The organism is Tistrella mobilis, from assembly GCF_039634785.1.
GTDB classification, from domain to species: Bacteria; Pseudomonadota; Alphaproteobacteria; order Tistrellales; family Tistrellaceae; genus Tistrella; species Tistrella mobilis.
On the sequence record NZ_JBBIAB010000001.1, the window covers coordinates 438,327 to 462,262 of the forward strand.

Annotated in this window: 23 protein-coding genes and 1 riboswitch; of the genes, 18 read left to right on the top strand and 5 right to left on the bottom strand. The window is 67.9% G+C overall.

Annotated elements, in window-relative coordinates:
* The first annotated feature begins 11 nt into the window (after positions 1-11).
* The 15 genes from lnt (at position 12) to WI697_RS02150 (ending at position 18,280) form a co-directional block, all read left to right on the top strand.
* Positions 12-1,616, top strand: a complete 1,605-nt coding sequence (gene lnt / locus WI697_RS02080) for an apolipoprotein N-acyltransferase (RefSeq protein WP_345957211.1) — start codon at positions 12-14, stop codon at positions 1,614-1,616.
* Between the two features lie 306 nt (positions 1,617-1,922).
* Complete coding sequence (locus WI697_RS02085) at positions 1,923-2,360, top strand: helix-turn-helix domain-containing protein (protein ID WP_345957212.1); 438 nt, start codon at positions 1,923-1,925, stop codon at positions 2,358-2,360.
* A gap of 84 nt (positions 2,361-2,444) precedes the next feature.
* Positions 2,445-2,521, top strand: a riboswitch (SAM riboswitch).
* 136 nt (positions 2,522-2,657) lie between these two features.
* Complete coding sequence (gene metK, locus WI697_RS02090; RefSeq protein WP_345957213.1) at positions 2,658-3,827, top strand: methionine adenosyltransferase; 1,170 nt, start codon at positions 2,658-2,660, stop codon at positions 3,825-3,827.
* Positions 3,828-3,926: 99 nt separating this feature from the next.
* Entirely contained in the window at positions 3,927-4,670 is a 744-nt protein-coding gene (gene trmB / locus WI697_RS02095; protein WP_082828518.1) for a tRNA (guanosine(46)-N7)-methyltransferase TrmB, read from the top strand.
* A 324-nt stretch (positions 4,671-4,994) separates the two neighbouring features.
* Positions 4,995-5,489 (top strand): ribosome maturation factor RimP, encoded by a 495-nt coding sequence (gene rimP, locus WI697_RS02100; protein WP_014747054.1) that lies wholly within the window; start codon positions 4,995-4,997, stop codon positions 5,487-5,489.
* Between the two features lie 8 nt (positions 5,490-5,497).
* A complete protein-coding gene (nusA, locus tag WI697_RS02105) occupies positions 5,498-7,057 on the top strand; it encodes a transcription termination factor NusA (RefSeq protein ID WP_014747055.1) in 1,560 nt (519 codons plus the stop codon).
* A 7-nt stretch (positions 7,058-7,064) separates the two neighbouring features.
* On the top strand, positions 7,065-7,754 hold the full coding sequence (locus WI697_RS02110; protein ID WP_345957214.1) for an RNA-binding protein: 690 nt from the start codon (positions 7,065-7,067) through the stop codon (positions 7,752-7,754).
* Between the two features lie 10 nt (positions 7,755-7,764).
* Complete coding sequence (gene infB, locus WI697_RS02115; RefSeq protein ID WP_345957215.1) at positions 7,765-10,878, top strand: translation initiation factor IF-2; 3,114 nt, start codon at positions 7,765-7,767, stop codon at positions 10,876-10,878.
* Between the two features lie 101 nt (positions 10,879-10,979).
* Entirely contained in the window at positions 10,980-11,459 is a 480-nt protein-coding gene (rbfA, locus tag WI697_RS02120) for a 30S ribosome-binding factor RbfA (RefSeq protein ID WP_345957216.1), read from the top strand.
* A gap of 4 nt (positions 11,460-11,463) precedes the next feature.
* Complete coding sequence (truB, locus tag WI697_RS02125) at positions 11,464-12,381, top strand: tRNA pseudouridine(55) synthase TruB (RefSeq protein WP_296715083.1); 918 nt, start codon at positions 11,464-11,466, stop codon at positions 12,379-12,381.
* Between the two features lie 17 nt (positions 12,382-12,398).
* Positions 12,399-12,668, top strand: coding sequence for a 30S ribosomal protein S15 (gene rpsO, locus WI697_RS02130; protein ID WP_014747060.1), 270 nt, complete (start codon positions 12,399-12,401; stop codon positions 12,666-12,668).
* A gap of 518 nt (positions 12,669-13,186) precedes the next feature.
* Positions 13,187-15,427, top strand: coding sequence for a polyribonucleotide nucleotidyltransferase (gene pnp / locus WI697_RS02135; RefSeq protein WP_345957217.1), 2,241 nt, complete (start codon positions 13,187-13,189; stop codon positions 15,425-15,427).
* A gap of 328 nt (positions 15,428-15,755) precedes the next feature.
* Positions 15,756-17,153, top strand: coding sequence for an NAD(P)H-dependent flavin oxidoreductase (locus tag WI697_RS02140; protein WP_062765925.1), 1,398 nt, complete (start codon positions 15,756-15,758; stop codon positions 17,151-17,153).
* A 149-nt stretch (positions 17,154-17,302) separates the two neighbouring features.
* On the top strand, positions 17,303-17,713 hold the full coding sequence (gene irrA, locus WI697_RS02145; RefSeq protein ID WP_014747063.1) for an iron response transcriptional regulator IrrA: 411 nt from the start codon (positions 17,303-17,305) through the stop codon (positions 17,711-17,713).
* 63 nt (positions 17,714-17,776) lie between these two features.
* Positions 17,777-18,280 (top strand): rubrerythrin family protein, encoded by a 504-nt coding sequence (locus tag WI697_RS02150; protein ID WP_062765923.1) that lies wholly within the window; start codon positions 17,777-17,779, stop codon positions 18,278-18,280.
* A gap of 15 nt (positions 18,281-18,295) precedes the next feature.
* Here WI697_RS02150 and WI697_RS02155 read toward each other — a convergent pair whose 3' ends face one another.
* Positions 18,296-18,895, bottom strand: a complete 600-nt coding sequence (locus WI697_RS02155; protein WP_014747065.1) for an SH3 domain-containing protein — start codon at positions 18,893-18,895, stop codon at positions 18,296-18,298.
* A 304-nt stretch (positions 18,896-19,199) separates the two neighbouring features.
* Between WI697_RS02155 and WI697_RS02160 the strand changes: the two genes are divergently transcribed.
* The 3 genes from WI697_RS02160 (at position 19,200) to WI697_RS02170 (ending at position 21,044) form a co-directional block, all read left to right on the top strand.
* Positions 19,200-20,180: a 2-hydroxyacid dehydrogenase gene (locus WI697_RS02160; RefSeq protein ID WP_062765920.1), complete on the top strand. Its 981-nt coding sequence runs from the start codon at positions 19,200-19,202 to the stop codon at positions 20,178-20,180.
* 139 nt (positions 20,181-20,319) lie between these two features.
* Positions 20,320-20,592: a PIN domain-containing protein gene (locus WI697_RS02165; RefSeq protein ID WP_345957218.1), complete on the top strand. Its 273-nt coding sequence runs from the start codon at positions 20,320-20,322 to the stop codon at positions 20,590-20,592.
* Positions 20,593-20,624: 32 nt separating this feature from the next.
* A complete protein-coding gene (locus WI697_RS02170) occupies positions 20,625-21,044 on the top strand; it encodes an NYN domain-containing protein (RefSeq protein ID WP_345957219.1) in 420 nt (139 codons plus the stop codon).
* Positions 21,045-21,058: 14 nt separating this feature from the next.
* On the opposite strand, the gene WI697_RS02175 is transcribed toward WI697_RS02170, so the two are convergent.
* From WI697_RS02175 to WI697_RS02190, 4 genes are all read right to left on the bottom strand, one after another.
* Positions 21,059-21,514 (bottom strand): hypothetical protein, encoded by a 456-nt coding sequence (locus tag WI697_RS02175; protein ID WP_345957220.1) that lies wholly within the window; start codon positions 21,512-21,514, stop codon positions 21,059-21,061.
* 12 nt (positions 21,515-21,526) lie between these two features.
* Complete coding sequence (locus tag WI697_RS02180) at positions 21,527-22,342, bottom strand: HesA/MoeB/ThiF family protein (protein WP_345957221.1); 816 nt, start codon at positions 22,340-22,342, stop codon at positions 21,527-21,529.
* Positions 22,343-22,406: 64 nt separating this feature from the next.
* The gene (cysK, locus tag WI697_RS02185) at positions 22,407-23,381 is read right to left on the bottom strand and encodes a cysteine synthase A (RefSeq protein WP_062765914.1); all 975 of its coding nucleotides are present in this window, start codon (positions 23,379-23,381) and stop codon (positions 22,407-22,409) included.
* A gap of 52 nt (positions 23,382-23,433) precedes the next feature.
* Positions 23,434-23,889 (bottom strand): RrF2 family transcriptional regulator, encoded by a 456-nt coding sequence (locus WI697_RS02190; protein ID WP_014747071.1) that lies wholly within the window; start codon positions 23,887-23,889, stop codon positions 23,434-23,436.
* Positions 23,890-23,936: the final 47 nt, after the last annotated feature.

Genomic DNA, 23,936 nt, shown 5'->3' on the forward strand with positions numbered 1-23,936 from the left:
CGGAAGGCCGATTGCACCGCCTCGCCGACCGGATCGGCGGGCTTGGCGTGCGTGCACGTCTGGGACTGGCGGCCCTGGCCGGCGGCCTGTCGACGGCGGCGCTGCCGCCGGCCGATGCCTGGCCCCTGGGCTTCGTTGCCTTCACCCTGCTTCTGCTGCTGCTCGATGGCGTCCGCGGCCGGCTCTGGCCGGGTTTCTGGACAGGCTGGGCTTTCGGGCTCGGCCAGTTCGCGGCCGGGCTGTACTGGATCGGCGTCGCCTTCTTCGTCGACGCGGCGGCCTTCGGCGCGCTGGCCGTGCCCTCGGTTCTGGGGCTGTCGGCCGGACTTGCAATCTTTACGGGGCTGGCCGGCATGGCGCAGGCCCGCGCGGCGCCGAAGGGCGCCGGGCGGGTATTGTTTCTGGCGGTGGCATGGGTGGCGGCCGAGTGGCTGCGCGGCCATCTGCTGACGGGATTTCCCTGGAATCTGGCCGGTGCCTCGGTTCTGGCCGTGCCGGCCCTGGCGCAGGGGGCTGCGATCGTCGGTACCTATGGCATGGGCCTGCTTGCCGTCGCCGTCTTTGCAGCCCCGGCGCTGCTGCTGGTGCGGGAGCCGGGGGACCGCCGGCCGGCGGCGATGACCGGGGGGCTGATTCTTGTGGTGCTGGCGGGCGTCGGCCTGTGGGGCGCCCTGCGTCTCGAGGCCCATCCGACGGTCATGGTGCCGGGGGTGAAACTCCGCCTTGTCCAGGCCGCGATCGACCAGAAGGAAAAATGGCGCGGCGGGATGAAGGCGCAGCATCTGCGCACGCATCTGGATCTGACCCGGGGGCCGGGCTTCGACACCATCACCGACGTGATCTGGCCCGAGACGGCCGTCGGCTACTATCCGCAGCAGGAAGCCGAGGTTCGCGAGGTGCTGGCCCGGGCCGTGCCGCCGGGCGGTCTGCTGATCACGGGCGCCCCCCGTGTGGAATGGACGCCACCGCCGGCCGGCGCGCCGGCGGGAACGGAACCGCAGCCGCGGGTGTTCAACTCGGTGATGGCGATCGATGATCGGGCGCGGATCGTGGGCGTCTACGACAAGGCACATCTGGTACCCTTCGGCGAATATGTGCCGCTGCGCGAATTCAACCCCTTCCCGAAGCTTACCGCCGGCAGCATCGATTTCACACCCGGCCCCGGCCCGGCGACGCTGGCGCTGCCCGGGCTGCCGCCGGCCAGCCCGCTGATCTGCTATGAGGCGATCTTTCCGGGGGAGGTGACGGCGGGGGCGGCGCCCATGGTCCGGCCGGGCTTTCTGCTGAACGTCACCAATGACGGATGGTTCGGCCTGACGGCGGGGCCCCATCAGCATTTCGCGTCCGCCCGGCTGCGGAGCATCGAGGAAGGGCTGCCGCTGGTCCGTGCGGCCAACAACGGCATTTCGGCGATCGTCGATCCGCTTGGGCGGATCATCGCCCTGCTGGAGCTGGACCGCCGGGGCGTGCTGGACGGGCCGCTGCCCGCAGCTCTGCCCCCCACGCTTTATGCCCGCCTCGGCGATGCCTCGGCCGCAGTGGCGGGCCTGATCGTTCTGGCGCTCGCCTTCCTGCCGGGCGGCCTGGGACGGCGTATCCGGCAGAGGGGAAACTGATGGCGGGCCTTGATGACCCTGGGATGAAAAATGGCCGCTTTCGCGTGTGGCGAGCCTGACCGGGGGCATCGGATCGCAGACCGGTTGTTCGGCTACCTGCCGACGCCGTGGCGTCGAAGCCGGCAATCGGGACGTTGGCCACATGTCATCAAAGGCGAGTAGGGCCTGCAATGCAACCCGGAATGCGCGTTTCGGCCATTGCGATGCCCGCGCCGGGGTTGACCCATGCCATGGCGTGATGTCATCTATCCGCCTGACAAACGGGCCGGAATTGAAGGCAGCCGTGAGCAAGGAGGGATGTGACGGATGGCGACGCGACTGAACCCAATTGATGCCCATGTCGGTGGCCGGGTGCGGCTTCGCCGCCAGCTCCTGGGGCTTAGTCAGGAAAAGCTGGGACAGCGGGTCGGTCTGACGTTCCAGCAGATTCAAAAATACGAACGCGGGGCGAACCGCATCGGCGCGGGACGGCTGTTCCTCATTGCGCATGCGCTCAATGTTCCGGTGTCGTTCTTTTACGAGGATGTCGGAACGGTGACGGCCGAAGAGAGCGCGGACGGGATCGACGACGGGTTCGACTGGCTCGTCATGGACGGGCCCGAGGCGCAGACCCTGGCCTTCAACTTCTCCCGCATTCAGGACCCGCGTGCGCGTGCGCGGCTGGTTGAACTTGCACGGACCATCAGCGATGGCCTCGCGATAGCCTCTCAAAAAAGCACTCTTGATTCCGATGCCGCACCGTGAAAGTTTCATCTGACGACGAAGTTGAAACTTCTGCGTGAATATGTAGGGTGTGGATAGCGCACCCGGCGTAGACGTGGATGTCGCTACATCGTCCGTGGTCGGATTTGTGCCGCTTGCCGCCACGTTAAACAGTGCGCTAAGTGGGCTTGGTGGTGCGCTGTCGCGTTATCTGCCGAGAACCCAGACGCACGGAGTCCATCAGTGGTGCCAGCGCGGTTCGCCACCCGCGATGGTGCCCGGACCACGGATTCCGATCTCGTGGTCCGTCGTCGGTTCTTGAGGGGTTGAAGACGCGCCATGGCCCGCAGCAACTATCTTTTTACCAGCGAATCGGTTTCCGAAGGACATCCGGACAAGATCTGTGACCGGATTTCGGATGCGGTGCTGGATCATCTGCTCGCCGCAGATCCCTATTCCCGCGTCGCCTGCGAGACGCTCGCCACCACCAACCGTGTGGTGATCGCGGGCGAAATCCGCTCGCATGGCGACACCGCGCCCGACACGATCGAACGTGTCGCTCGCGAGGTGATTCGCGACATCGGCTACGAGCAGGACGGCTTCCACTGGAACACGGCGAAGGTCGAGGTGCTGCTGCACGAGCAGTCGGCCGACATCGCCATGGGCGTGGATGCCGCCGGCAACAAGGACGAGGGTGCCGGCGACCAGGGCATCATGTTCGGCTATGCCTGCCGCGAGACCGATGCGCTGATGCCGGCGCCGATCCACTATGCCCACACCATCCTGCGCAACCTGCGCACGGCCCGCCGTTCGGGCGACATCTCGGTGCTCGGCCCCGATGCCAAGAGCCAGGTGACGCTGGAATACGTCGATGGCAAGCCGGTGCGCGCGACCTCGATCGTGCTGTCGACCCAGCATCTGGCCTCGGCGTCGCAGGAAGAGGTCCGCGCGGCCGTCCTGCCGGTCATCGAAGCCTCGCTGCCGGCCGGCTGGATGTGCGACGACGCCGGGCTCTACATCAACCCGACCGGCAATTTCGTGATCGGCGGCCCGGATGGCGATGCCGGCCTCACCGGCCGCAAGATCATCGTCGACACCTATGGCGGTGCCGCTCCCCATGGTGGCGGTGCGTTCTCGGGCAAGGACCCCACCAAGGTCGACCGCTCGGCCGCCTATGCCGCACGCTATCTGGCGAAGAACGTGGTGGCGGCCGGCCTTGCCGATCGCTGCACCATCCAGCTCGCCTATGCGATCGGCGTGTCGCATCCGCTGTCGGTCTATGTCGACACCTACGGCACCGGCCAGGTCGACGAGGCGAAGCTTGAAAAGGCGCTCCGCGAGGCGATGAACCTGACGCCCCGTGGCATCCGCGAGCATCTGAAGCTGAACCGGCCGATCTTCGGCCGCACTGCGGCTTACGGCCATTTCGGCCGCGATCCCGAGGCCGATGGCGGCTTCTCGTGGGAGAAGACCGATCTGGCGGAGACGATCAAGCAGCTTGTGCTCTGATCCCCATTCGTGCGATCAGCGGGGCGGCGGCCGGGAACGGCCGCCGCCCCGTTGCGTTTCCGACCCGATCTTCAGCCGCAAGCCGGACCCGTGCCGACGATGACCAGCGCCGACGATACCCGGACCCCCGGGACCGATACCCTGGCGGATGCCGCCGGTGAAAGCATGGGCCGCCGCCATTTCGGCCGCCGGGTGGGGCGTCCGCTCAAGGCCGGGCGCAGCCGGGCGATGGAAGAGACCCTGCCCGAACTGGCAATCGCCCTGCCGGAACCCGGGACGCGGCTGGAGCCCGCCGGGCTGTTCGACCGGCCGATGCGCGAAATCGTGGTCGAGATCGGATTCGGTGGCGGCGAGCATCTGATTGCCCGGGCCGAGGCCGAGCCGGATACCGGCTTCATCGGCTGCGAGCCCTATATCGGCGGCATGTCGGCCTTTCTGGTGGAGCTGGAGCGCCGTGGGCTGCGCAATGTCCGGGTGCTGGGCGACGATGCGGCGAAACTGCTCGATGCCCTGCCCGATGCCTCGCTGGCCCGGGTCTACCTGCTGTTCTCGGACCCCTGGCCCAAGCGCCGCCACAACAAGCGCCGCTTCATCCAGACGGAGACGGTGGCGGGGCTTGCCCGCGTGCTGCGGCCGGGCGGGCGGCTGATCGCCGCCACCGACCATCCCGATCTCTGCGCCTGGACGCTGGCCCATCTTCGCGCCCATCCCGATTTCAGCTGGGAGGCCCGGCGGCCGGGCGACTGGCAGCGGCGGCCGGACGGGCAGATCGAGACGCGCTACGAAGCGAAGGCCCGTGCCGCCGGGCGTGTGCCGGTCTTCATGAGTTTCCGGCGCGGTTGACCCGGACCGCAGGGCGGATCTGCAACCGCTGCGCATCCCTGCGCGGGGATGCTGTGGATAAACCCCTTGCGGTTCCGCGACATATGCGTATATTGACCAGCGTCCGCGATTGCGGACCGCCGGCGATCCCGCCAGCGCCCAAGCCGACGAGCCATCCGCCCCGGTGAGGGAGCGGCGAGGTACGTCCGGACGAGGGCCCGCCGGTGGTCGCGGTCACATGCAGCTTCCGCCGGGTGGGCCTTCCAAGCCCGCCTTTTTTTATTGTGCCGCGTCGGACCGCCGCCCCGAGAGGGTTCGCGAGTCGCCCCGCCACCGGAGGAGCGCATGGACGTCGTTCGTCGTATCACGGAGTTGATCGAGCCGGCCGTCGGCGATCTCGGTTACGAGATCGTGCGGGTGACCTTTCGTTCCGGCGTCAATGCCACGCTCCAGATCATGGCGGAGCGGGTGGACGGTCAGCCGATGACGGTGGACGACTGCGCCGAGATCAGCCACGTCGTGTCGGCTCTCCTCGACGTCGAGGATCCCATCACCGAGGCCTATTCGCTGGAAGTGAGTTCGCCCGGCATCGACCGGCCGCTGACCCGGCTGAAGGATTTCGAGCGGTTCGCCGGCTTCGAGGCCAAGATGGAACTGCGCCGCCCGCATGAGGGGCGCAAGCGTTTCCGTGGCCGGCTGGCCGGCGTGCGCGAAGGCGGTCTGGTGGCCATCCGCCTCGATGACGGGTCGGAACCGGCCCTGCCATTCGACGAGATTTCGTCGGCGAAGCTCATCCTGACCGATGAGCTCATCGCCGCCGTTCAGGACAACCGGAGCTGAGTGCGCCCATGGACATCAACTTCAACACCGGCCCGGTCCGGCACGAGCTGCTTCAGGTCGCCGATGCGGTTGCCCGCGAGAAGTCGATCGACCGCGATGCCGTGCTCGAGGCGATGGAGCAGGCCATCCAGACCGCCGGGCGCCGCAAATACGGCCAGGACCACGATATCCGCGCGACCATCGACCGCAAGACCGGCGAGATCCGGCTCTATCGCTACACCCAGGTGGTGGACGAGGTCGAGGACGAGGCGACCCAGATGTCGGTGGCCGATGCCCGTCACCGCAAGCCCGATGCCGCCCCCGGCGATTTCCTGGTCGACCCGCTGCCGCCGATCGATTTCGGCCGCATCGCCGCCCAGACCGCCAAGCAGGTGATCGTGCAGAAGGTGCGCGAGGCCGAGCGTCAGCGCCAGTTCGACGAGTTCAAGGACCGCGTCGGCGAGATCATCAACGGCATCGTCAAGCGCGCCGAATACGGCAGCGTCGTGGTCGATCTGGGCCGCGCCGAGGCCGTGATGCGCCGCGACGAGCTGCTCCCGCGCGAGAGCTTCCGTGTCGGCGACCGCGTGCGCGCCTATATCTACGCCGTGCGTGAAGAGCCCCGGGGCCCGCAGATCTTCCTGTCGCGGACCCATCCGCAGTTCATGGCGAAGCTGTTCGCCCAGGAAGTGCCGGAAATCTACGACGGCATCATCGAGATCAAGGGCTGCGCCCGGGATCCCGGATCGCGCGCCAAGATTGCGGTGACCAGCCACGACAGCAGCATCGACCCCGTCGGCGCCTGCGTCGGCATGCGTGGCTCACGCGTGCAGGCCGTGGTTGCCGAACTGCAGGGCGAGAAGATCGACATCATTCCCTGGTCGCCGGATCCGGCCACCTTCCTGGTGAATGCCCTGGCCCCGGCCGAGGTCGCCAAGGTGGTGATGGACGAAGACACCCAGCGCATCGAGGTCGTGGTTCCCGACGAGCAGCTGTCGCTCGCGATCGGTCGCCGCGGTCAGAATGTGCGCCTGGCATCTCAGCTGACCGGCTGGGATATCGACATCGTGACCGAGACCGAAGAGTCCGAGCGGCGCCAGGAAGAGTTCCGCGAGCGCTCGCGGCTGTTCATCGAGGCGCTGAACGTCGACGAGGTGATCGCCCAGCTGCTGGTGACCGAAGGCTTCGAGTCGATCGAGGAGATCGCCTTCGTCGCGGAAGACGAGCTGTCGGGCATCGAAGGCTTCGACCCGGATGTCGCGGCCGAGCTTCAGAACCGTGCCCAGATCTTCCTCGAGGCCCGTGATCGTCAGATGGACGACAAGCGCCGCGAGCTGGGCGTGGAGGATGCCGTGGCCGAGATCGACGGCATGACCCCGGTCATGCTGGCGAGCCTGGGCGAGAAGGGCATCAAGACGCTGGACGATCTGGCCGATCTGGCCGGCGACGAGCTGATCGAGCTTCTGCCCGCCGGCACGATCGACGAGGCGGAAGCGAACCGGATCATCATGGCCGCGCGTGCCCATTGGTTCGAGGGCGAGGACGCCCCCGAAGCCGATGCCGCCCCCGCGGGCGACAGCGAGGCCTGAGCAGATCGTGGTGGTGCAGGGCTTGACGGTGGATGAGAACGCGATGACGGACACGGCGGCGGATCTGCCGACCGATGGCGGTCCGCGTGATCGTGCGCCCGAGCGCCGCTGCATTGCGACCGGACAGAGCGGATCGCCGGACGGCATGATCCGTTTCGTCGTCGCCCCGGGCGGCGAGGTGGTCGCCGACATGGATGGCCGCCTGCCCGGACGGGGCGCCTGGGTGACTGCCCGGGCCGATCTGCTGGAACAGGCGATCCGCCGGAAGGCCTTTCCCCGGGCCTTCAAGGCGCCGGTGAAAGCCGGTGAAGACCTGATCGGGACGGTCGAGCGATTGCTAACCGCCCGGTGTTTGGAATATCTTGGGCTCGGCCGCCGGGCGGGAGCGGTCGTTGCCGGATACGAAAAGGTGCGGGCCTGGCTCGATGCCGGGACCGTCGGTGCCGTGTCTCTGGCATCTGATGCCGGAGACGTGGCCGTATCCCGCATGGGGGCGCTGAAGGGCGTTCCCGTCGTAGCGTTGTTGACGCGTGACGAGATGGGCCGCGCTCTCGGACGCGAGAACGCGGTCAACGTCGCAATTGCCGAAGGACTGCTCGCGAAGCGTTTCCTGGCGGAAGCCGGGCGCCTCGCGGGTTTCAGGGATGCCCCCTACCCTGTCGACCGGGTGTCGGCCGGCTTGAGAGAGAACGGATAACCGGAGCGATATGAGCGAGACCAACGAGGACGGCCAGAAGAAGGCGCTCAGCCTGTCGGGAGCCGGGCGTCTTGAGCTGAGGAGGAAGCCTGCGGGCGAAGGCGCGCAGGTCCGCCAGAACTTCTCGCACGGCCGTTCCAAGACCGTGACGGTCGAGGTCAAGCGCAAGCGGACCGTGTCGGTGCCCGAGCAGGGCGGCCGGGGCGGTTCCGGCGGCGGTCGCGGACGTGCGCGCGGCGCCGCCGCTGACGGCGGCCTGACGCAGGACGAGCGGGATGTGCGCCTGAGGGCGCTGGAACAGGCGATCCAGGACCAGAAGCGCCGGGCCGAGGAAGAGGTCCGTCGTGCCGAGGAAGAGGCACGGCGCAAGGTCGAAGAGGAAGCCCGCCGCAAGGTCGAGGAAGAGGCCAGGAAGAAGGCCGAGGAAGAGGCGCGCAAGGCCGCCGAGGAAGCCGCCCGCAAGGCGGCCGAAGAGGCTGCCCGCAAGGCCGCCGAAGAGGCCGCAGCCGCGGCTGCGGCAGCCGCCCGGCCCCAGCCGGCGCCCGAGGCCCAGCCCGAGATGCGTGCCGAGCGCCCGCGTGGCGACCGGCCCGATTTCCGCAGCGGTGACCGCCCGGGTGGCGATCGTCCGCGCGGCGATCGTCCTGCCGGTGACCGCCCGCGCGGTGACCGTCCCGATTTCCGCAGTGGCGACCGCCCCGGTGGCGATCGTCCGCGCGGCGATCGTCCTGATTTCCGCAGCGGCGACCGTCCGCCGCGGGGTGACCGCCCGCAGGGTGATCGTCCGCGTGGCGATCGGCCTGATTTCCGCAGCGGCGACCGCCCCGGTGGCGATCGTCCGCGTGGTGACCGGCCCGATTTCCGCAGCGGCGACCGCCCCGGTGGCGACCGCCCGCGTGGCGACCGTCCCGATTTCCGCAGTGGCGACCGCCCGGGTGGCGATCGCCCGCGCGGCGACCGTCCGGACTTCCGCAGCGGTGACCGCCCCGGCGGTGATCGTGGCCCCCGGCCCGAGCGGCCGGCCGGTGCCGGCCGTCCGCCGGCGGGTGGTGCCCCCGTTGCCGCGACGCCGCTGGACGAGGATGCCGAGCGCGCCCGCGCCCGGGCCGCTGAGCGTGCCCGTGAGCGCAAGGTGGAGCGCGACGAGGAAGAGAGCCGCGCCAAGGCCGCCAGCAAGCGTGCGACGCCGACCCCGCGTACCACCGACGATCGTCGTCGTGGCGGCAAGGGCGACATCAAGCGTCTGGTCGAAGGCGACGAGAGCGAGCGTCAGCGCAGCCAGGCGGCGATGCGCCGTCAGCGCGAGCGCATGCGCCGGGCCGGCCGTCAGGCCGAGCCGCAGGCCCGCGTGGTCCGCGACGTCATCGTGCCCGAGGTGATCTCGGTGCAGGAACTGGCGAACCGCATGGCCGTCCGTGGCGCCGACGTCATCAAGAAGCTGATGACGCTGGGCGTGATGGCGACCATCAATCAGGCGATCGATGCGGACACGGCCGAACTGGTCGCGACCGAATTCGGCCACCGGGTGAAGCGGGTTGCCGAGGACGACGTCGAGCTGGGCATCCTGGGTGTCGAAGATACCGATGACGATCTGACCCCCCGGGCGCCGGTCGTCACCGTCATGGGCCATGTCGACCACGGCAAGACCTCGCTGCTCGACGCGCTGCGCAAGACCGATGTCGTGGCCCGCGAGGCCGGCGGCATCACCCAGCATATCGGTGCCTATCAGGTCGAGCTCGAGACCGGTGACCACGTCACCTTCCTCGACACGCCGGGCCATGCGGCCTTCACCGCCATGCGTGCCCGCGGCGCCCAGGTCACCGACATCGTGGTCCTGGTGGTCGCGGCCGATGACGGCGTGATGCCGCAGACCGTCGAGGCGATCAATCACGCCAAGGCGGCCGGTGTGCCGATCGTGGTTGCGATCAACAAGATCGACAAGCCGGGCGTGAATCCGGAACGGGTGCGCAACGAGCTGCTCCAGCACGAGCTGGTTCTGGAAGAGCTGGGCGGCGACGTGATCGCCGTCGAGGTCTCGGCCAAGACCGGCAAGAACCTGGACAAGCTGCTGGAAGCGATCCTGCTGCAGGCCGAGGTTCTGGAACTGCGTGCCAACACCGATCGCGCCGCCCAGGGCGCCGTGGTCGAGGCGAAGCTCGACAAGGGCCGCGGCCCGGTCGCGACCGTGCTGGTCCAGAAGGGCACGCTCAAGACCGGCGACGCCTTCGTGGTCGGCAGCCAGTGGGGCCGTGTGCGCGCCCTGATCGACGACAAGGGCCGCAAGGTCGAGGAAGCCGGGCCGTCGGTGCCGGTGGAAATCCTGGGTCTCCAGGGCGTTCCGCAGGCCGGCGACGAGCTGGTGGTGGTCGAGGACGAGCGCAAGGCGCGCGAGATTTCGGCCTTCCGCTCGGAGCGCGAGCAGCGCGCCCGTGCCGCAACCGCCCTGGGTGCCCGCGGCACGGTCGAGCAGATGCTCTCCGAGATCTCGGCCGGTTCCAAGAAGGAGCTGGCGGTGCTGGTCAAGGCCGACGTGCAGGGGTCGCTGGAAGCGATCACCGCCACGCTGGCCAAGCTGGGCAACGACGAGGTCGCGGTGCGCATGCTGCATGGCGCGGTGGGCGGCATCAACGAGTCGGACATCACGCTGGCACAGGCGAGCAACGCCCTGATCATCGGCTTCAACGTCCGCGCCAACGCCCAGGCCCGCGATCTGGCCCGCCAGGCCGGTCTGGAACTGCGCTACTACTCGGTCATCTACGACCTGACCAACGACGTGAAGAGCATGCTGGAAGGCATGCTGTCGCCGATCCGTCGCGAGACGATCACCGGTCAGGCCGAGATCCGCGAGGTCTTCGCCATCACCAAGGTCGGCAAGATCGCGGGTTGCTCCGTCACCGAGGGCTATGTCCGCCGCGACAGCAAGGTGCGCCTGCTCCGCGACGACGTGGTCATCCACGAGGGCTCGCTCAGCTCGCTCAAGCGCTTCAAGGACGATGTCCGCGAAGTGCGGGCCGGCCAGGAATGCGGTATGGCCTTCGAGAACTATCAGGATCTGCGTGCCGGCGACGTCATCGAGGCCTACGAGGTCGAAGAGATCGCCGCCGAGCTCAAGAGCCCGGTCTGAGCCGCAGAGCCGGAAACGACCGCGATGCGGGCCGGCCGGGATCCCTCCCGGCCGGCCCGCACGCATTCCACCCCCTTCTTTCGATGAACGGCAGGGAAGCCATGTCCAAACGCGCCCAGGGCGCTGCCGGTCCCAGCCAGCGCCAGCTCCGCGTCGGTGAACAGATCCGCCAGGTGCTGGCGGAGCTGCTGATGCGCGGCGAGACCCACGATCCTGATCTCGACGGCCGGCCGATCACGGTCAGCGAGGTCCGCATGACCCCGGATCTGCGCACCGCGACCGCCTATGTCTCGCCGCTGGGCCTGGACAGCGACGGCGCCGACGTGGTGATCAAGGCGCTTGCCCGTTCGGCCTCGACGCTCCAGCGGGGCATCGGCCGGCAGGTGTCGCTGAAATTCACGCCCCGGCTGCTGTTCCGGCTCGATACCGGCTTCGACTACGCCGCCCATATCGACCGCCTGCTGGCAAAGCCGGTGATCCGCCGCGATCTCGACGACGAGGACGATGCGGCCGGTGATCATGGGGCCGGTGATCATGTGGTCGGTGATCATGTGGTCGGGGATGGCGACCGGGAGGATTGAGCGCGTGGCACGCCGACGCCGTGGCCTGCCGATCGACGGCTGGCTCGCCATCGACAAGCCCGAGGGCATGAGTTCAGCACAGGCGGTCGCGGCCGTGAAACGGCTGACCGGGGCCGCCAAGGTCGGCCATGCCGGCACCTTGGATCCGCTGGCCTCGGGTGTGTTGCCGATCGCGCTGGGCGAGGCGACCAAGACGGTCGCCCATGCCATGGACGGCGCGAAGGAATATGTCTTCGACCTCCACTGGGGCGAGGCCCGGGCCACCGACGACCGCGAGGGCGAGGTGCTGGAGACCAGCGATCATCGCCCCGACGCTGCGGCGATCCGTGCGGCCCTGCCGGATTTCCTGGGTGAGATCGACCAGGTGCCGCCGGCCTATTCGGCGATCAAGCTGGCCGGCCGGCGCGCCTATGCGCTGGCCCGGGCCGGCGAGGCGCCCGAGATGCCGGTGCGCCGGGTGCGGATCGACGCGCTGGAGCTGCTGACCATCCTGGACGCCGACCATGCCCGCTTCCGGCTGGCCTGCGGCAAGGGCACCTATGCCCGGGCGGTGGGCCGGGATCTGGCACTGGCGCTCGACACGGTCGGGCATCTGTCGATGCTGAGGCGGACCCGATCGGGCGCATTCGGCGAAGCCCATGCAATCACTCTGGAAAAGCTTGAAGCGCTCGTGCATAGTGCCGCGCTCGATACCCATCTGTTTCCGGTCGAGACCGCGCTGGACGACATCCCGGCGCTGGCCCTGACCGGTCCCGAAGCCGATGCGCTCCGAAACGGGCGCCCGCTCAGGGATATGGCCGTTCCCGAAGGACGATTGGTTCGTGCGACGCTCGACGGGCGCCTGGTGGCGCTCGCCCGGGCCGAGGACGGATTGCTTCGTTCGGTGCGCGGCTTCAACCTCGGCGCCACCAGCGCCGCCTGATCAAGGAAGGACACCCGATGTCGATCACGAAGTCGCGCAAGACCGAGCTGGTCACCGAATACGCCCGCGGCACCAATGACACCGGTTCGCCGGAAGTCCAGGTCGCGATCCTGACTGAGCGGATCCGCAACCTGACCGAGCACTTCAAGACCCATGCCAAGGACATCCACTCCCGGCGGGGTCTGCTGAAGATGGTCAGCCAGCGCCGCAAGCTGCTGGACTACCTGCGTCGCAACGACGAGGCCCGGTACAAGGAAGTCATCCAGCGCCTGGGTCTGCGTAAGTGATCTGATGGCCGGAGGGGGGGCGATCGCGTCCCCCCTTTCGTCATCCGGGGCCACCCTGCGCGCGGGGGTGTGCCTGTCTCGAGCGGATGGATCTGCCGTCCGCGACCGCGCGGGAGATGAAGGGGGAGAGGGCCCGCTCCCCGGCCGACGGATCCACCGGGATCCGCCTCTGGTCGAACCGGGCCCCGGCTCGCGGCCGTCATGGGATGGCGCGCGGCATGTCGTCGCCGTCGGGGCAGGTGGAGTGATCAGGAACCCCCGACGGAGCATGCGGCCGGTCCGGATCCGTTCCGGATGCGGCCGCGATGCGGATCGCCGCCCGGCCGGATGAAGGCCGGGAACGCGCCCCGGAACGAGAACGGGCGCAAGGTCAGGCGGTCCGCCCGCGGGACCCCCGTTCCGGCAAAGGGCCGGGACGACGGGGATAAACGTGCAGGGATGTCGAAGGCCAGGGTCCGGCGGAGCCCGGCCTGCAACATCCCGGACGCCCCGCCGATGGAATGGAAGAGAGAGACGAGATGTTTACGATCTATCGCAAGGAAGTCATGTGGGCGGGGCGCAAGCTCACCTTCGAGACCGGGCGCATCGCGCGCCAGGCCGACGGCGCCGTGCTCGCCACCTATGGCGAGACCGCCGTGCTGGCGACGGTGGTCGCCGCCCGCGAGCCGAAGCCCGGCGTCGACTTCTTTCCGCTGACGGTCAATTACCAGGAGAAGGCCTTCGCCGCGGGCAAGATCCCCGGCGGCTTCTTCAAGCGTGAGGGCCGCCCGAACGAGAAGGAGACGCTGACCTCGCGTCTCATCGACCGTCCGATCCGCCCGATGTTCGCCGACGGCTACCGCAACGAGACGCAGATCATCTGCACCGTGCTGAGCCACGACACCGAGAACGACCCCGACATCGTGTCGATGGTGGCCGCCTCTGCCGCCCTGACCATTTCGGGCGTGCCGTTCCTCGGCCCGATCGCCGGTGCGCGCGTCGGCTATATCAATGGCGAGTATGTGCTGAACCCGCTGCGCTCGCAGATGGGTGACACCGCCCTCGACCTGGTGGTCGCCGGTACCGACGAAGCCGTGCTGATGGTCGAATCCGAGGCCAAGGAACTGACCGAAGAGGTCATGCTGGGCGCGGTGATGTTCGGTCATGAAGGCTTCCAGCCGGTCATCGACGCGATCATCGACCTTGCCGAGGAATGCGCCAAGGATCCCTGGCCGCTGCCCGAGAACCCGGCCGCCAAGGCCGTGGCGGCCCGTGTCGACGCCGTGGCCCGTCCGGGCCTGGAAGAGGCCTATCGCCAGGTCGTGAAGCAGCAGCGCCAGCTGGCGGTCAAGGCGGTCAAGGAGAAGACCGTCGAGGCCCTGGTCGCCGGCGAGGGCCTTGAGCCCCAGCTGGTCTCGGGCGCGTTCAAGGCCCTCGAGGCCAAGATCGTGCGCGGCCGGATCCTGAAGGAAGGCGTGCGCATCGACGGCCGCGACCTGAAGACCGTCCGCCCGATCGTCTCGGAAGTGGGCGTGCTGTCGCGGGCCCACGGTTCGACGCTGTTCACCCGCGGCGAGACCCAGGCGCTGGTGGTCACCACGCTCGGCACCGGCCAGGACGAGCAGATCATGGACATGCTCGAGGGCGAGTACCGCGAGCACTTCCTGCTGCATTACAACTTCCCGCCCTATTCGGTGGGCGAGGCGAGCCCGATGCGCAGCCCCGGCCGTCGCGAGATCGGCCATGGCAAGCTGGCCTGGCGGGCCCTGCGCGCCGTGCTGCCCGAGAAGTCGGCCTTCCCCTACACGATCCGCATCGTGTCGGAGATCACCGAGTCGAACGGCTCGTCGTCGATGGCCACCGTCTGCGGCAGCTCGCTGTCGATGATGGATGCTGGTGTGCCGCTGGCGCGTCCGGTGGCCGGCATCGCCATGGGCCTGATCAAGGAAGATGACGGCTTCGCGGTGCTGAGCGACATCCTCGGCGACGAGGATCACCTGGGCGACATGGACTTCAAGGTGGCCGGCACCGAGCAGGGCATCACCGCCCTGCAGATGGACATCAAGATCACCGGCATCACCGAAGAGATCATGAAGGTGGCGCTGGGCCAGGCCCGCGACGGCCGCCTGCACATCCTGGGCCGCATGGCCGAGGCGCTGGGCGGTGCGCGCGAGGAGGTCAGCTCCAACGCGCCGCGGATCACGACCATCTCGATCCCCAAGGACAAGATCCGCGAAGTGATCGGCACCGGCGGCAAGGTGATCCGCGAGATCACCGAGCAGACCGGCGCCAAGGTCGACATCGAGGACGACGGCACCATCCGCGTCGCCGCGGTGGACGGCAAGGCCATGGACGCCGCGATCAACTGGATCAAGGGCATCGTGGCCGAACCCGAGGTCGGCACCATCTACACCGGCAAGGTGGTGAAGGTGGTCGAATTCGGCGCCTTCGTGAACTTCATCGGCACCCGTGACGGCCTGGTCCACATTTCGGAGCTGTCGGCCCAGCGCGTCAACCAGGTCACCGACGTGATCAACGAGGGTGACGAGGTGAAGGTCAAGGTGCTGGGCATCGACGACCGCGGCAAGGTGAAGCTCTCGATGCGCGTCGTCGATCAGGCGACCGGCGAAGAGCTGCCCGATACCCGTGAGCCGCGCGAACCCCGTGGTGATCGCGAGCCCCGCGGCGACCGCGAGCCGCGTGGCGACCGTGAGCCCCGTGGCGACCGGGATCGTGGCGACCGCGGCGACCGTCCGCGCAAGCCCCGCGGCCCGCGCTGATCGCGCGGCTCCGCATTCCGTGATATGACGACGCGCCGGCCGGTGGCTTCCCCTTCAGGAAATCGCCGGCCGGCGTCGCCATGTCTGCCGACTGCCTTGCCGGTGAGGGCCGCGCTGTGCGGGTGCGGTGCAAAAAACCACGGCGGGCAGGGCTGGACTTCATGGAAAACCATGGCCAGTTAACCGGCGAACCTGCCCAAAGCCCGGTCTCGAGACCCGGCTGCGGGTGGATCGGTTCGAACGCATCGGCGCGGATCGGACGGCGGAACCGCCGGCCCGGGCCGCCGCTTTGAACAAAAAGAACGCAAGGACGAGTAGCGGAGGCATCGTGAAGCCCTTGAACCCCATCCTCCTGTCCGGACGGGAAGTCCTGCCCTTGGTCGAAGGCGGGAAAGGTGTCGCCGTGTCGAACGGCGAAAGCTCCGGCGCGTGGGCTGCAGCCGGCGGCGTGGGGACGTTTTCGGGTGTGAATGCCGACAGTTTCGACGCCGACGGCCGCCCGATCCCGCAGACCTATTACGGCAAGACCCGCCGCGAGCGTCATGGCGAGCTGGTGGCCTATGGCATCCGCGGCGGCATCACCCAGGCACGCATTGCCCACGAGCTGGCGGGCGGCGAAGGCCGGATCCACGTCAATGTGCTGTGGGAGATGGGTGGCGCCGAGACGGTGCTGCAGGGCGTGCTGGAAGGGGCCAAAGGCCTGATCCACGGCGTGACCTGCGGTGCCGGCATGCCCTATCGCGTGGCGCAGATCGCCGCCGAGCACGGGGTTTATTACTACCCGATCGTTTCGTCGGCCCGCGCCTTCCGGGCGCTGTGGAAGCGCGCCTATCACCGCTTCGCCGAATATCTGGGCGGCGTGGTGTACGAGGATCCGTGGCTTGCCGGCGGCCATAACGGCCTGTCGAACGCCGAGGACCCGCGCGAGCCGCAGTCGCCCTATCCGCGTGTGCGGGAACTGCGCGAGCTGATGAAAGAGATCGGCATCCCCAACGTGCCGATCATCATGGCCGGCGGCGTCTGGTATCTGCGCGAGTGGGAGCACTGGCTGGACGATCCCGAGGTGGCGCCGGTGGCGTTCCAGTTCGGCACCCGGCCGCTGCTGACCAGGGAGAGCCCGATTTCGGATGCCTGGAAGGAGCGGCTGCGGACGCTGAAGCCGGGTGATGTCTATCTGCATCGCTTCAGCCCGACCGGATTCTATTCCTCGGCGGTCAACAACGACTTCCTGCAGGAACTCCGTGGCCGCAGCGATCGCCAGATCGCCTATACCACCGAGCCCGTGGGCGATCACGAGGTGGCGCTGCCGATCGGTGCCCGCGGCCGGCCGGTCTATGTCACCGCCCATGATTTCGAGCGTGCCCAGGGCTGGATCGCCGAGGGTCATACCGAAGCGATGAAGACCCCGGACAGCACGCTGATCTTCGTGGACCCCGCCGCGGCGAAGCAGATCCATATCGATCAGATCGACTGCATGGGGTGCCTGTCGGCCTGCCAGTTCAGCAACTGGGCGGCCAACGAGAAGGGCACCACCGGCCGTCGGGCCGATCCGCGCAGCTTCTGCATCCAGAAAACGCTGCAGAACATCGCCCATGGCTCGAATGTCGAGCACGAGCTGATGTTCGCCGGCCACAACGCCTATCGTTTCGCCGAGGATCCGTTCTATTCGAACGGCTTCGTGCCGACCGTGCGTCAGCTCGTCGAACGCATCCGCACCGGTGACTGATGTGCATCTTCCGGCCGGAGATCGGGGGGCTTCCCTGGTCTCCGGCCTTGCACTCAGAATGGAACGCACCTAAATTCCTGGCTAACTGACCGTCCCTACGCGACTTTCCCATGGCGCGTCGTGGACCTTCAACAAGACGAGAGCCGGGAATGTCCACCAACCGCCCCTATACCGCCGTGCTCGAGAAGCTCAAGGCAGCCGGTCTCCGGCCGACCAAGCAGCGTCTCGCTCTGGCGCGTCTGCTGCTCGACGGCACCGACCGTCATGTGACGGCCGAAGAGCTGCACCGCGAGGCGCAGGCGGCGGCGCTCCCGGTGTCGCTGGCCACCGTGTACAATACGCTGCACCAGTTCACCCAGGCGGGGCTGCTGCGCGAGCTGGTCGTCGACAGCGGCCGGTCCTATTTCGACACCAATGTCAGCCACCATCATCATTTCTTTTATGAAGACGGCGGCCATCTCCAGGACATCCCCGGGGATGCGGTCCAGATCGCCCGTCTGCCCGAACCGCCGGGCGATGCCTCCATCGCCCGTGTCGACGTGATCATCCGCGTCCGCTGATGCCCGGCATGGGGGCGCGGGGCGGCGGGGTCACGAACCGGAGAGCCACGGAGCCATCACCCCATGACCGACCGTTCCGACGACCGTTTCCCGGCCGCCGAACCGCCGCTTGCCGGCACGCGGACCGAGGCCAATCTGATCCGCGCCTTCATGTCCGAGGCGGCCGCCAACCGCCGCTTCCTCTATTTCGCCCGCCAGGCCGATATCGAGGGCTTCAACGACGTGGCCGCAGTGTTCCGGTCGATCGCCGAGGGCGAGACCGGGCATGCGCTGGGCCATCTGGAATTCCTGGAAGAGGCGGGCGGTGACCCGGCGACCGGGCTTCCCATCGGGACCACCCCTCAGAACCTCCGCGCCGCGATCGCAAGCGAGGAGGAGGACGCCACCGGCGTCTATCCCGAGATGGCCCGCGTGGCCCGCGACGAGGGCCAGATCGAGGCGGCGGAGTGGTTCGAGACCCTGGCCCGGGCGGAGCGTGCCCATGCGGCGCGGTTCCGGCGCTCGCTCACCAGCCTGGAAGAGATCCTGGACGAGACCGCAGCCGAAGGGGATGACGACGGCGCCTGAGGCGCCGTCGGGCCGTCAGTGGAAATCTTCGTCCGGGTAGACGCCCCAGATCTCGTCGCGGCGGATCCAGGCGCGGGTGTTGGCGATGTCCATTTCGCACCAGTTCCGCTCGCAGGCCATCAGGCGGCCGACCACGCCCGGCTCGGCACGCAGCAGCGGCACGGCGTCCGCTGCCGGGCGGTTGTAGAGCGTGCGGACCTCCCCCTGGATGATGGCGGTGCGCCGGCCCGACAGCAGGCTCATATGCGCCCAGCCCTCGGCCCCCTCGACATCGCGGATCTTGCGCCAGTTTTCGTATTCCGCCGTCACCTCGACCGGCAGATCCTTGCGATTGTAGATCGCGGCGACGGGATAGCGGGTGCCGGGGCCGGTGCGGACATTCACCTCGGCCGAGCGCAGCGACACGAAACGGGGCAGGGGCGGCCGCTCGGCACTGCGGCCGATCCATTTGGCGCCGCCTTCATCCTCGGCCGGGGCATCCTTCGCCTCATCGGCGGTGGGCGCGTCGGCGGCGCCGGCCGTAAAGAACAGCGCGGCGCCTCCGATCATGGCCAGACAGACGAACAGCGTCAGCAGGAATGCGAAACGGGGGCGGGCGGTGGTGCGGTCGGGCATGAGAGGGATGGGTCCTGAAGGGCGGGCCTGAAAGCATGGGGGCGGTGCCGGCCGTGGGGTTCCCTTGGGGTCAAGGGCCCCGGCGGGGCTTTCCAGACCTTACGCCGCAGGGGATCGTCACGCAATCGGTCGGCCGGTTTGTATCGCACCGGCCGATTTGCTAAGAAAGGGGACCGGGCGGGTGCCGTCGGGCAGGGCGCCAGATGCGGGGCCGTTCCTGCGCCCGGTACAGGACGCCTGGATAATACGCCCCGGGGCCGGACGCTGGGCGGCCGTAAGGTGGGCGGTCTATGGGAGAGTGTCGATGGTGAAGCCGAAGCCGGTGGTTGTGGTCACCCGCAAGCTGCCCGAGCAGATCGAGACGCGCATGATGGAGCTGTTCGACACGCGGCTCAATCATGACGACGTCCCATTCGGGCAGGACAAGCTGATCGAGGCGGTCAAGACCGCCCATGTGCTTGTACCCACGGTGACCGACCGGATCGATGCCGGCGTGCTCGCCCATGCCGGGCCGCAGCTGCGGCTGATCGCCAATTTCGGCAACGGCACCGACCATATCGATCTCGCCACGGCGCGTCAGCGCGGTATCACCGTCACCAACACGCCCGACGTGCTGACGGAAGACACCGCCGACATGACCATGGCGCTGATCCTGGCGGTGGCACGGCGCGTGCCGGAAGGCGAGCGCATGGTCCGCAAGGGTGAGTGGAACGGCTGGAGCCCCACCCACATGCTCGGCCGCCGGATCTGGGGCAAGCGCCTGGGCATCATCGGCATGGGCCGTATCGGCCGTGCGCTGGCCCGCCGGGCCCGCGGCTTCGGCCTGTCGATCCACTACCACAACCGCAACCGGCTGCATGCCGATATCGAGGGTCCGCTCGAGGCGACCTATTGGGAAAGCCTCGACCAGATGCTGGCCCGGATGGACATCGTGTCGGTCAACTGCCCGCACACGCCGGCCACCTATCATCTGCTGTCGGCGCGGCGGCTGAAGCTGCTGAAGAAGGACGCCTATGTCGTCAACACCGCCCGTGGCGAGGTGATCGACGAGGCGGCGCTGACCCGTATGCTGCGCGACGGCCAGCTGGCCGGTGCGGCGCTCGACGTGTTCGAGCACGAGCCTGCGGTGAACCCCAAGCTGGTCGAACTCGACAACACCGTCCTGCTGCCGCATATGGGCTCGGCGACGCTCGAGTCGCGCATCGACATGGGCGAGAAGGTGCTGATCAACATCAAGACCTTCATCGACGGCCATACGCCCCCGGATCGGGTGCTGCCGTTCTGATGATGGCAGGATCTTGTCAGATCTGAGGTCTGCTGCTATCTTCTGAGCATCGACCCCCGGCTAGTACCCCGTGCACATATAGGGCACGTGACGAACCCCGGGGGTATTTTTCATACTAAATTTCTACCTGGGGTTGATTATGTCCACGGCTATCCTGATTGATGGCGCCTTCTTTCTCGTGCGACTGAACAGCCTCTATCACGCATGGCCCGGACTGAGCGACCCGGATCAGGTCGCCACGATCATCCATCGTACCGCCCTCGGGATGCTGAAACAGGGCGAGACGGAGGCGCGCCGGAACCTGTACCGGATCTTCTTCTATGACTGTCCGCCGCTGCAGAAGCGCGTCACTTTGCCAGTTTCACGGCAGACCCGAAACTATGCGCAGACCGATATGGCGACCTTCGCCTGAGCCTTCATGCGCGATTGAGGGCAAAGCGCAAAATGGCATTGCGGCTGGGAACGTTGAAGGGAGGAACGTCCTGGCGACTGAAGGCGCCTGCGACCCAGGAACTTCTGAAGGGGCGGCGTGGTTGGGCTTCCCTCACTGATGATGATTTCGAACTGGATCTTCGCCAGAAGGGGGTCGATATGAGGATCGGGCTCGATATGGCGAGCCTGACACTGAAGAGATTTGTAGATCAGATCATTCTGATCTCGGGTGATGCAGACTTCGTTCCCGCGGCGAAGCTGGCTCGCCGAGAAGGGGTCGACGTGATTCTCAATCCGCTCTGGAAGCCGATTCCCGAGGATCTCAATGAGCACATTGACGGGCTCAGGAATTATCTTGCCCGCTACGCGACGCCAGCCGCCGCCGAAGCCGATGCAGTACCATCCGGGGCGGACGATCTGCTGGAAACCTGAGCAGGCGCCCGCTTTCAGATGACCACCAGCCGCCCCGTGTCACCCAGGATCCGGTAGAGGCTGACCAGGCCGCCCTCTTCGAAGGACAGGTCGTCCCTGAGCGCGGTTTTCTCCAGGCCGATGGCGCGCAGGCCCATGTCGCAGACCATGAAGCGGGCGCCGAGGTCGCGGCAGGCTTCGATCAGGTCTTCCACGCCGGCGGCGCCGCGGGCGACGAGGCCGGCATTCCAGCCCGTGGCGTCGCCGGCCACGCCTGCGGCGACAAGGTCGGGGCCGAGCGGGCAGGTCGCCCAGCCCGGCCGTCCATCCGGGGCGGGCGCGCGCAGGCTCAAAAGGGCGGCGTTGGTGAAGAACAACACCACAGGTTGCGAGATCGCCAGGGCCGCCGCGGCCATGGCCAGGCCATAATGGACACGATTGAGGTGGCCCGATTCGAGGATCAGGCCGGTATATGATCTGTCACCGATCATGAACGTGTCCCGTCATGCACCATGGGCGCCGAGATCCGTGATGACCGGATGGTCACCACAGAGCGGGCAGGCCGGATCGGCGGGCAGGCGGACGGTGCGGAAGCGGTTGGAGAGCGCATCCACGATCAGCATCCGGCCGGCAAGACCCTCGCCGATGCCGGTCAGCTCCTTCACCACCTCCAGCGCCTGGAGCGAGCCGACCATGCCGGCCAGCGCACCGATGATACCCCCCGAGGAACAGCTGGGGATCAGCCCCGGCGGCGGCGGGGCGGGGTAGAGGCAGCGATAGCAGGGCAGGCGTGGCCCCCCCGAGCGGTGGGCATGCGAGCGGAAGGTGTAGATCTGGCCGTCGAAGCGCAGGATCGCCGCCGAGACCAGCGTGCGGCCCAGCAGATGGCAGGCATCATTGACCAGGAAGCGGGTGTCGAAATTGTCCGAGCCGTCGGCGACGAGATCATAGGCGCCGATCAGCGCCGCCGCATTGCCGGCATCGATCCGGCTGTCGTGGATTTCGACCCGGATCTCAGGGTTGAGTGCCCGGATGGCACGGGCGGCGCTTTCGACCTTCGGCCGGCCGATATCTTCGGTACGATGGATGATCTGGCGCTGCAGATTGCTGAGATCGACCCGATCGGCATCGACGATACCGATCGTGCCCACCCCGGCGGCCGCGAGATAGAGGCCGAGCGGCGCCCCCAGCCCGCCGGCGCCGATCAGCAGCACCCGGGCGCGCTTCAGGGCAAGCTGTGCCGTCTCGCTGAATTCCGGCAGCACGAGCTGGCGGCTGTAGCGTTCGATTTCGGCGTCGGTGAGCTCGATGTCGTCCACGACGGGCGGGGTTCCGCAGCAGAAGGGGGCGGCCGCGACGGAAGCGCCGCGGCCGCGGACAGGATCACTCGAGACCGTTGAAGAGATCGGTCGAGAGATAGCGTTCGGCGAAGGAGGGGACGATCGCAACCACGGTCTTGCCGGCCATGTCCGGCCGCTGGGCGATCTCGACCGCAGCCGCCACGGCGGCACCCGACGAGATGCCGCAGGGGATGCCTTCGGTCCGCGCCAGGGTGCGGGCATAGTCGAAGGCGGTCTCGTTGGCGATGGTCAGCACCTCGTCGATCACCGACCGGTCCAGAATCTCGGGCACGAAACCGGCACCGATGCCCTGGATCTTGTGCGGGCCGGGCAGGCCGCCCGACAGCACCGCGCTGTCCTCGGGCTCCACCGCAACGATCCGCACGTCCGGGTTCTTCTGCTTCAGCACCTGGCCGATGCCGGTGACGGTGCCGCCGGTGCCGACGCCGGCCACGACCACATCCACCTTGCCGGCGGTATCGGCCCAGATCTCTTCGGCCGTGGTCACCCGGTGCACGGCCGGGTTGGCCTTGTTGCGGAACTGCTGGAGCATGATCGCATTCGGGTTGCCGTCCACCAGCTCCTGGGCGCGGGCGATGGCGCCCTTCATGCCCAGCTTCGCCGGCGTCAGCTCAAGTTCGGCGCCCAGCAGTTTCAGCATCTTGCGGCGTTCGATCGACATGCTCTCGGGCATGGCCAGGATCAGCCGGTAGCCCTTGGCGGCGCAGACGAAGGCAAGCGCGATGCCGGTATTGCCCGAGGTCGGCTCGACCAGAACGGTGTCGGGGCCGATGGCGCCTTCCGCCTCGGCGGCGGCGACCATCGCGCCGGCAATGCGGTCCTTGACCGAGGCGAGCGGGTTGAAGAATTCGAGCTTGGCCAGAACCTCGCCCTTCACGCCCTTGGCGGCGCCGAGGCGCGAAAGACGGACCAGCGGCGTATCGCCGATGGTGTCGATGACATTGTCATAGATCCGGCCACGGCCGTGGGTGGGGGTCGGCTGCCAGGTATCGGTCATGTCGACTGCGCTCCTTCGTGGGGCCTGCCTCGGGGCGGGGGCGGCCTTCGCCTCAGATCGAGAAATCCATGCGGGTCATGGCTTCGCTGCGGATGCCCTGTTCCACGGCGCGCTGACAGAGATCGGCGACGGTGATCCCGTCCAGGCGTTCCATCAGCTCGTCCTGAATGTCCTGCCAGACCGGGCGGACCACCTTGTGGCCCAGATCGGACCCGGCCGGATCGGCCATGGGGTCGTCGGTCTTCTCCATGGCACGCACCACGCGGGCAATGTCGCCGATGGTGATCTTGCGCCGCTCGCGTGCCAGCCGGTAGCCGCCGCGGGGGCCACGCACGCCTTCCAGGATCTCGGCATGCACCAGCTGCTGCATGACCTGTTCGAGATACCGCTGCGGGATGCCCTGACGGCGGGTGATCTCCTTGCTCTGGACCGGCTCGGCACCGCCGTTGTGGGCGATGTCGACCACGGCTTCCAGCGCGAACAGCAGTTTCTTCGACAGCCTGAGCATGGGCGTTTCCGTTTCGATCCTGTTCGTGAACCCCGGCCTTGCACCAC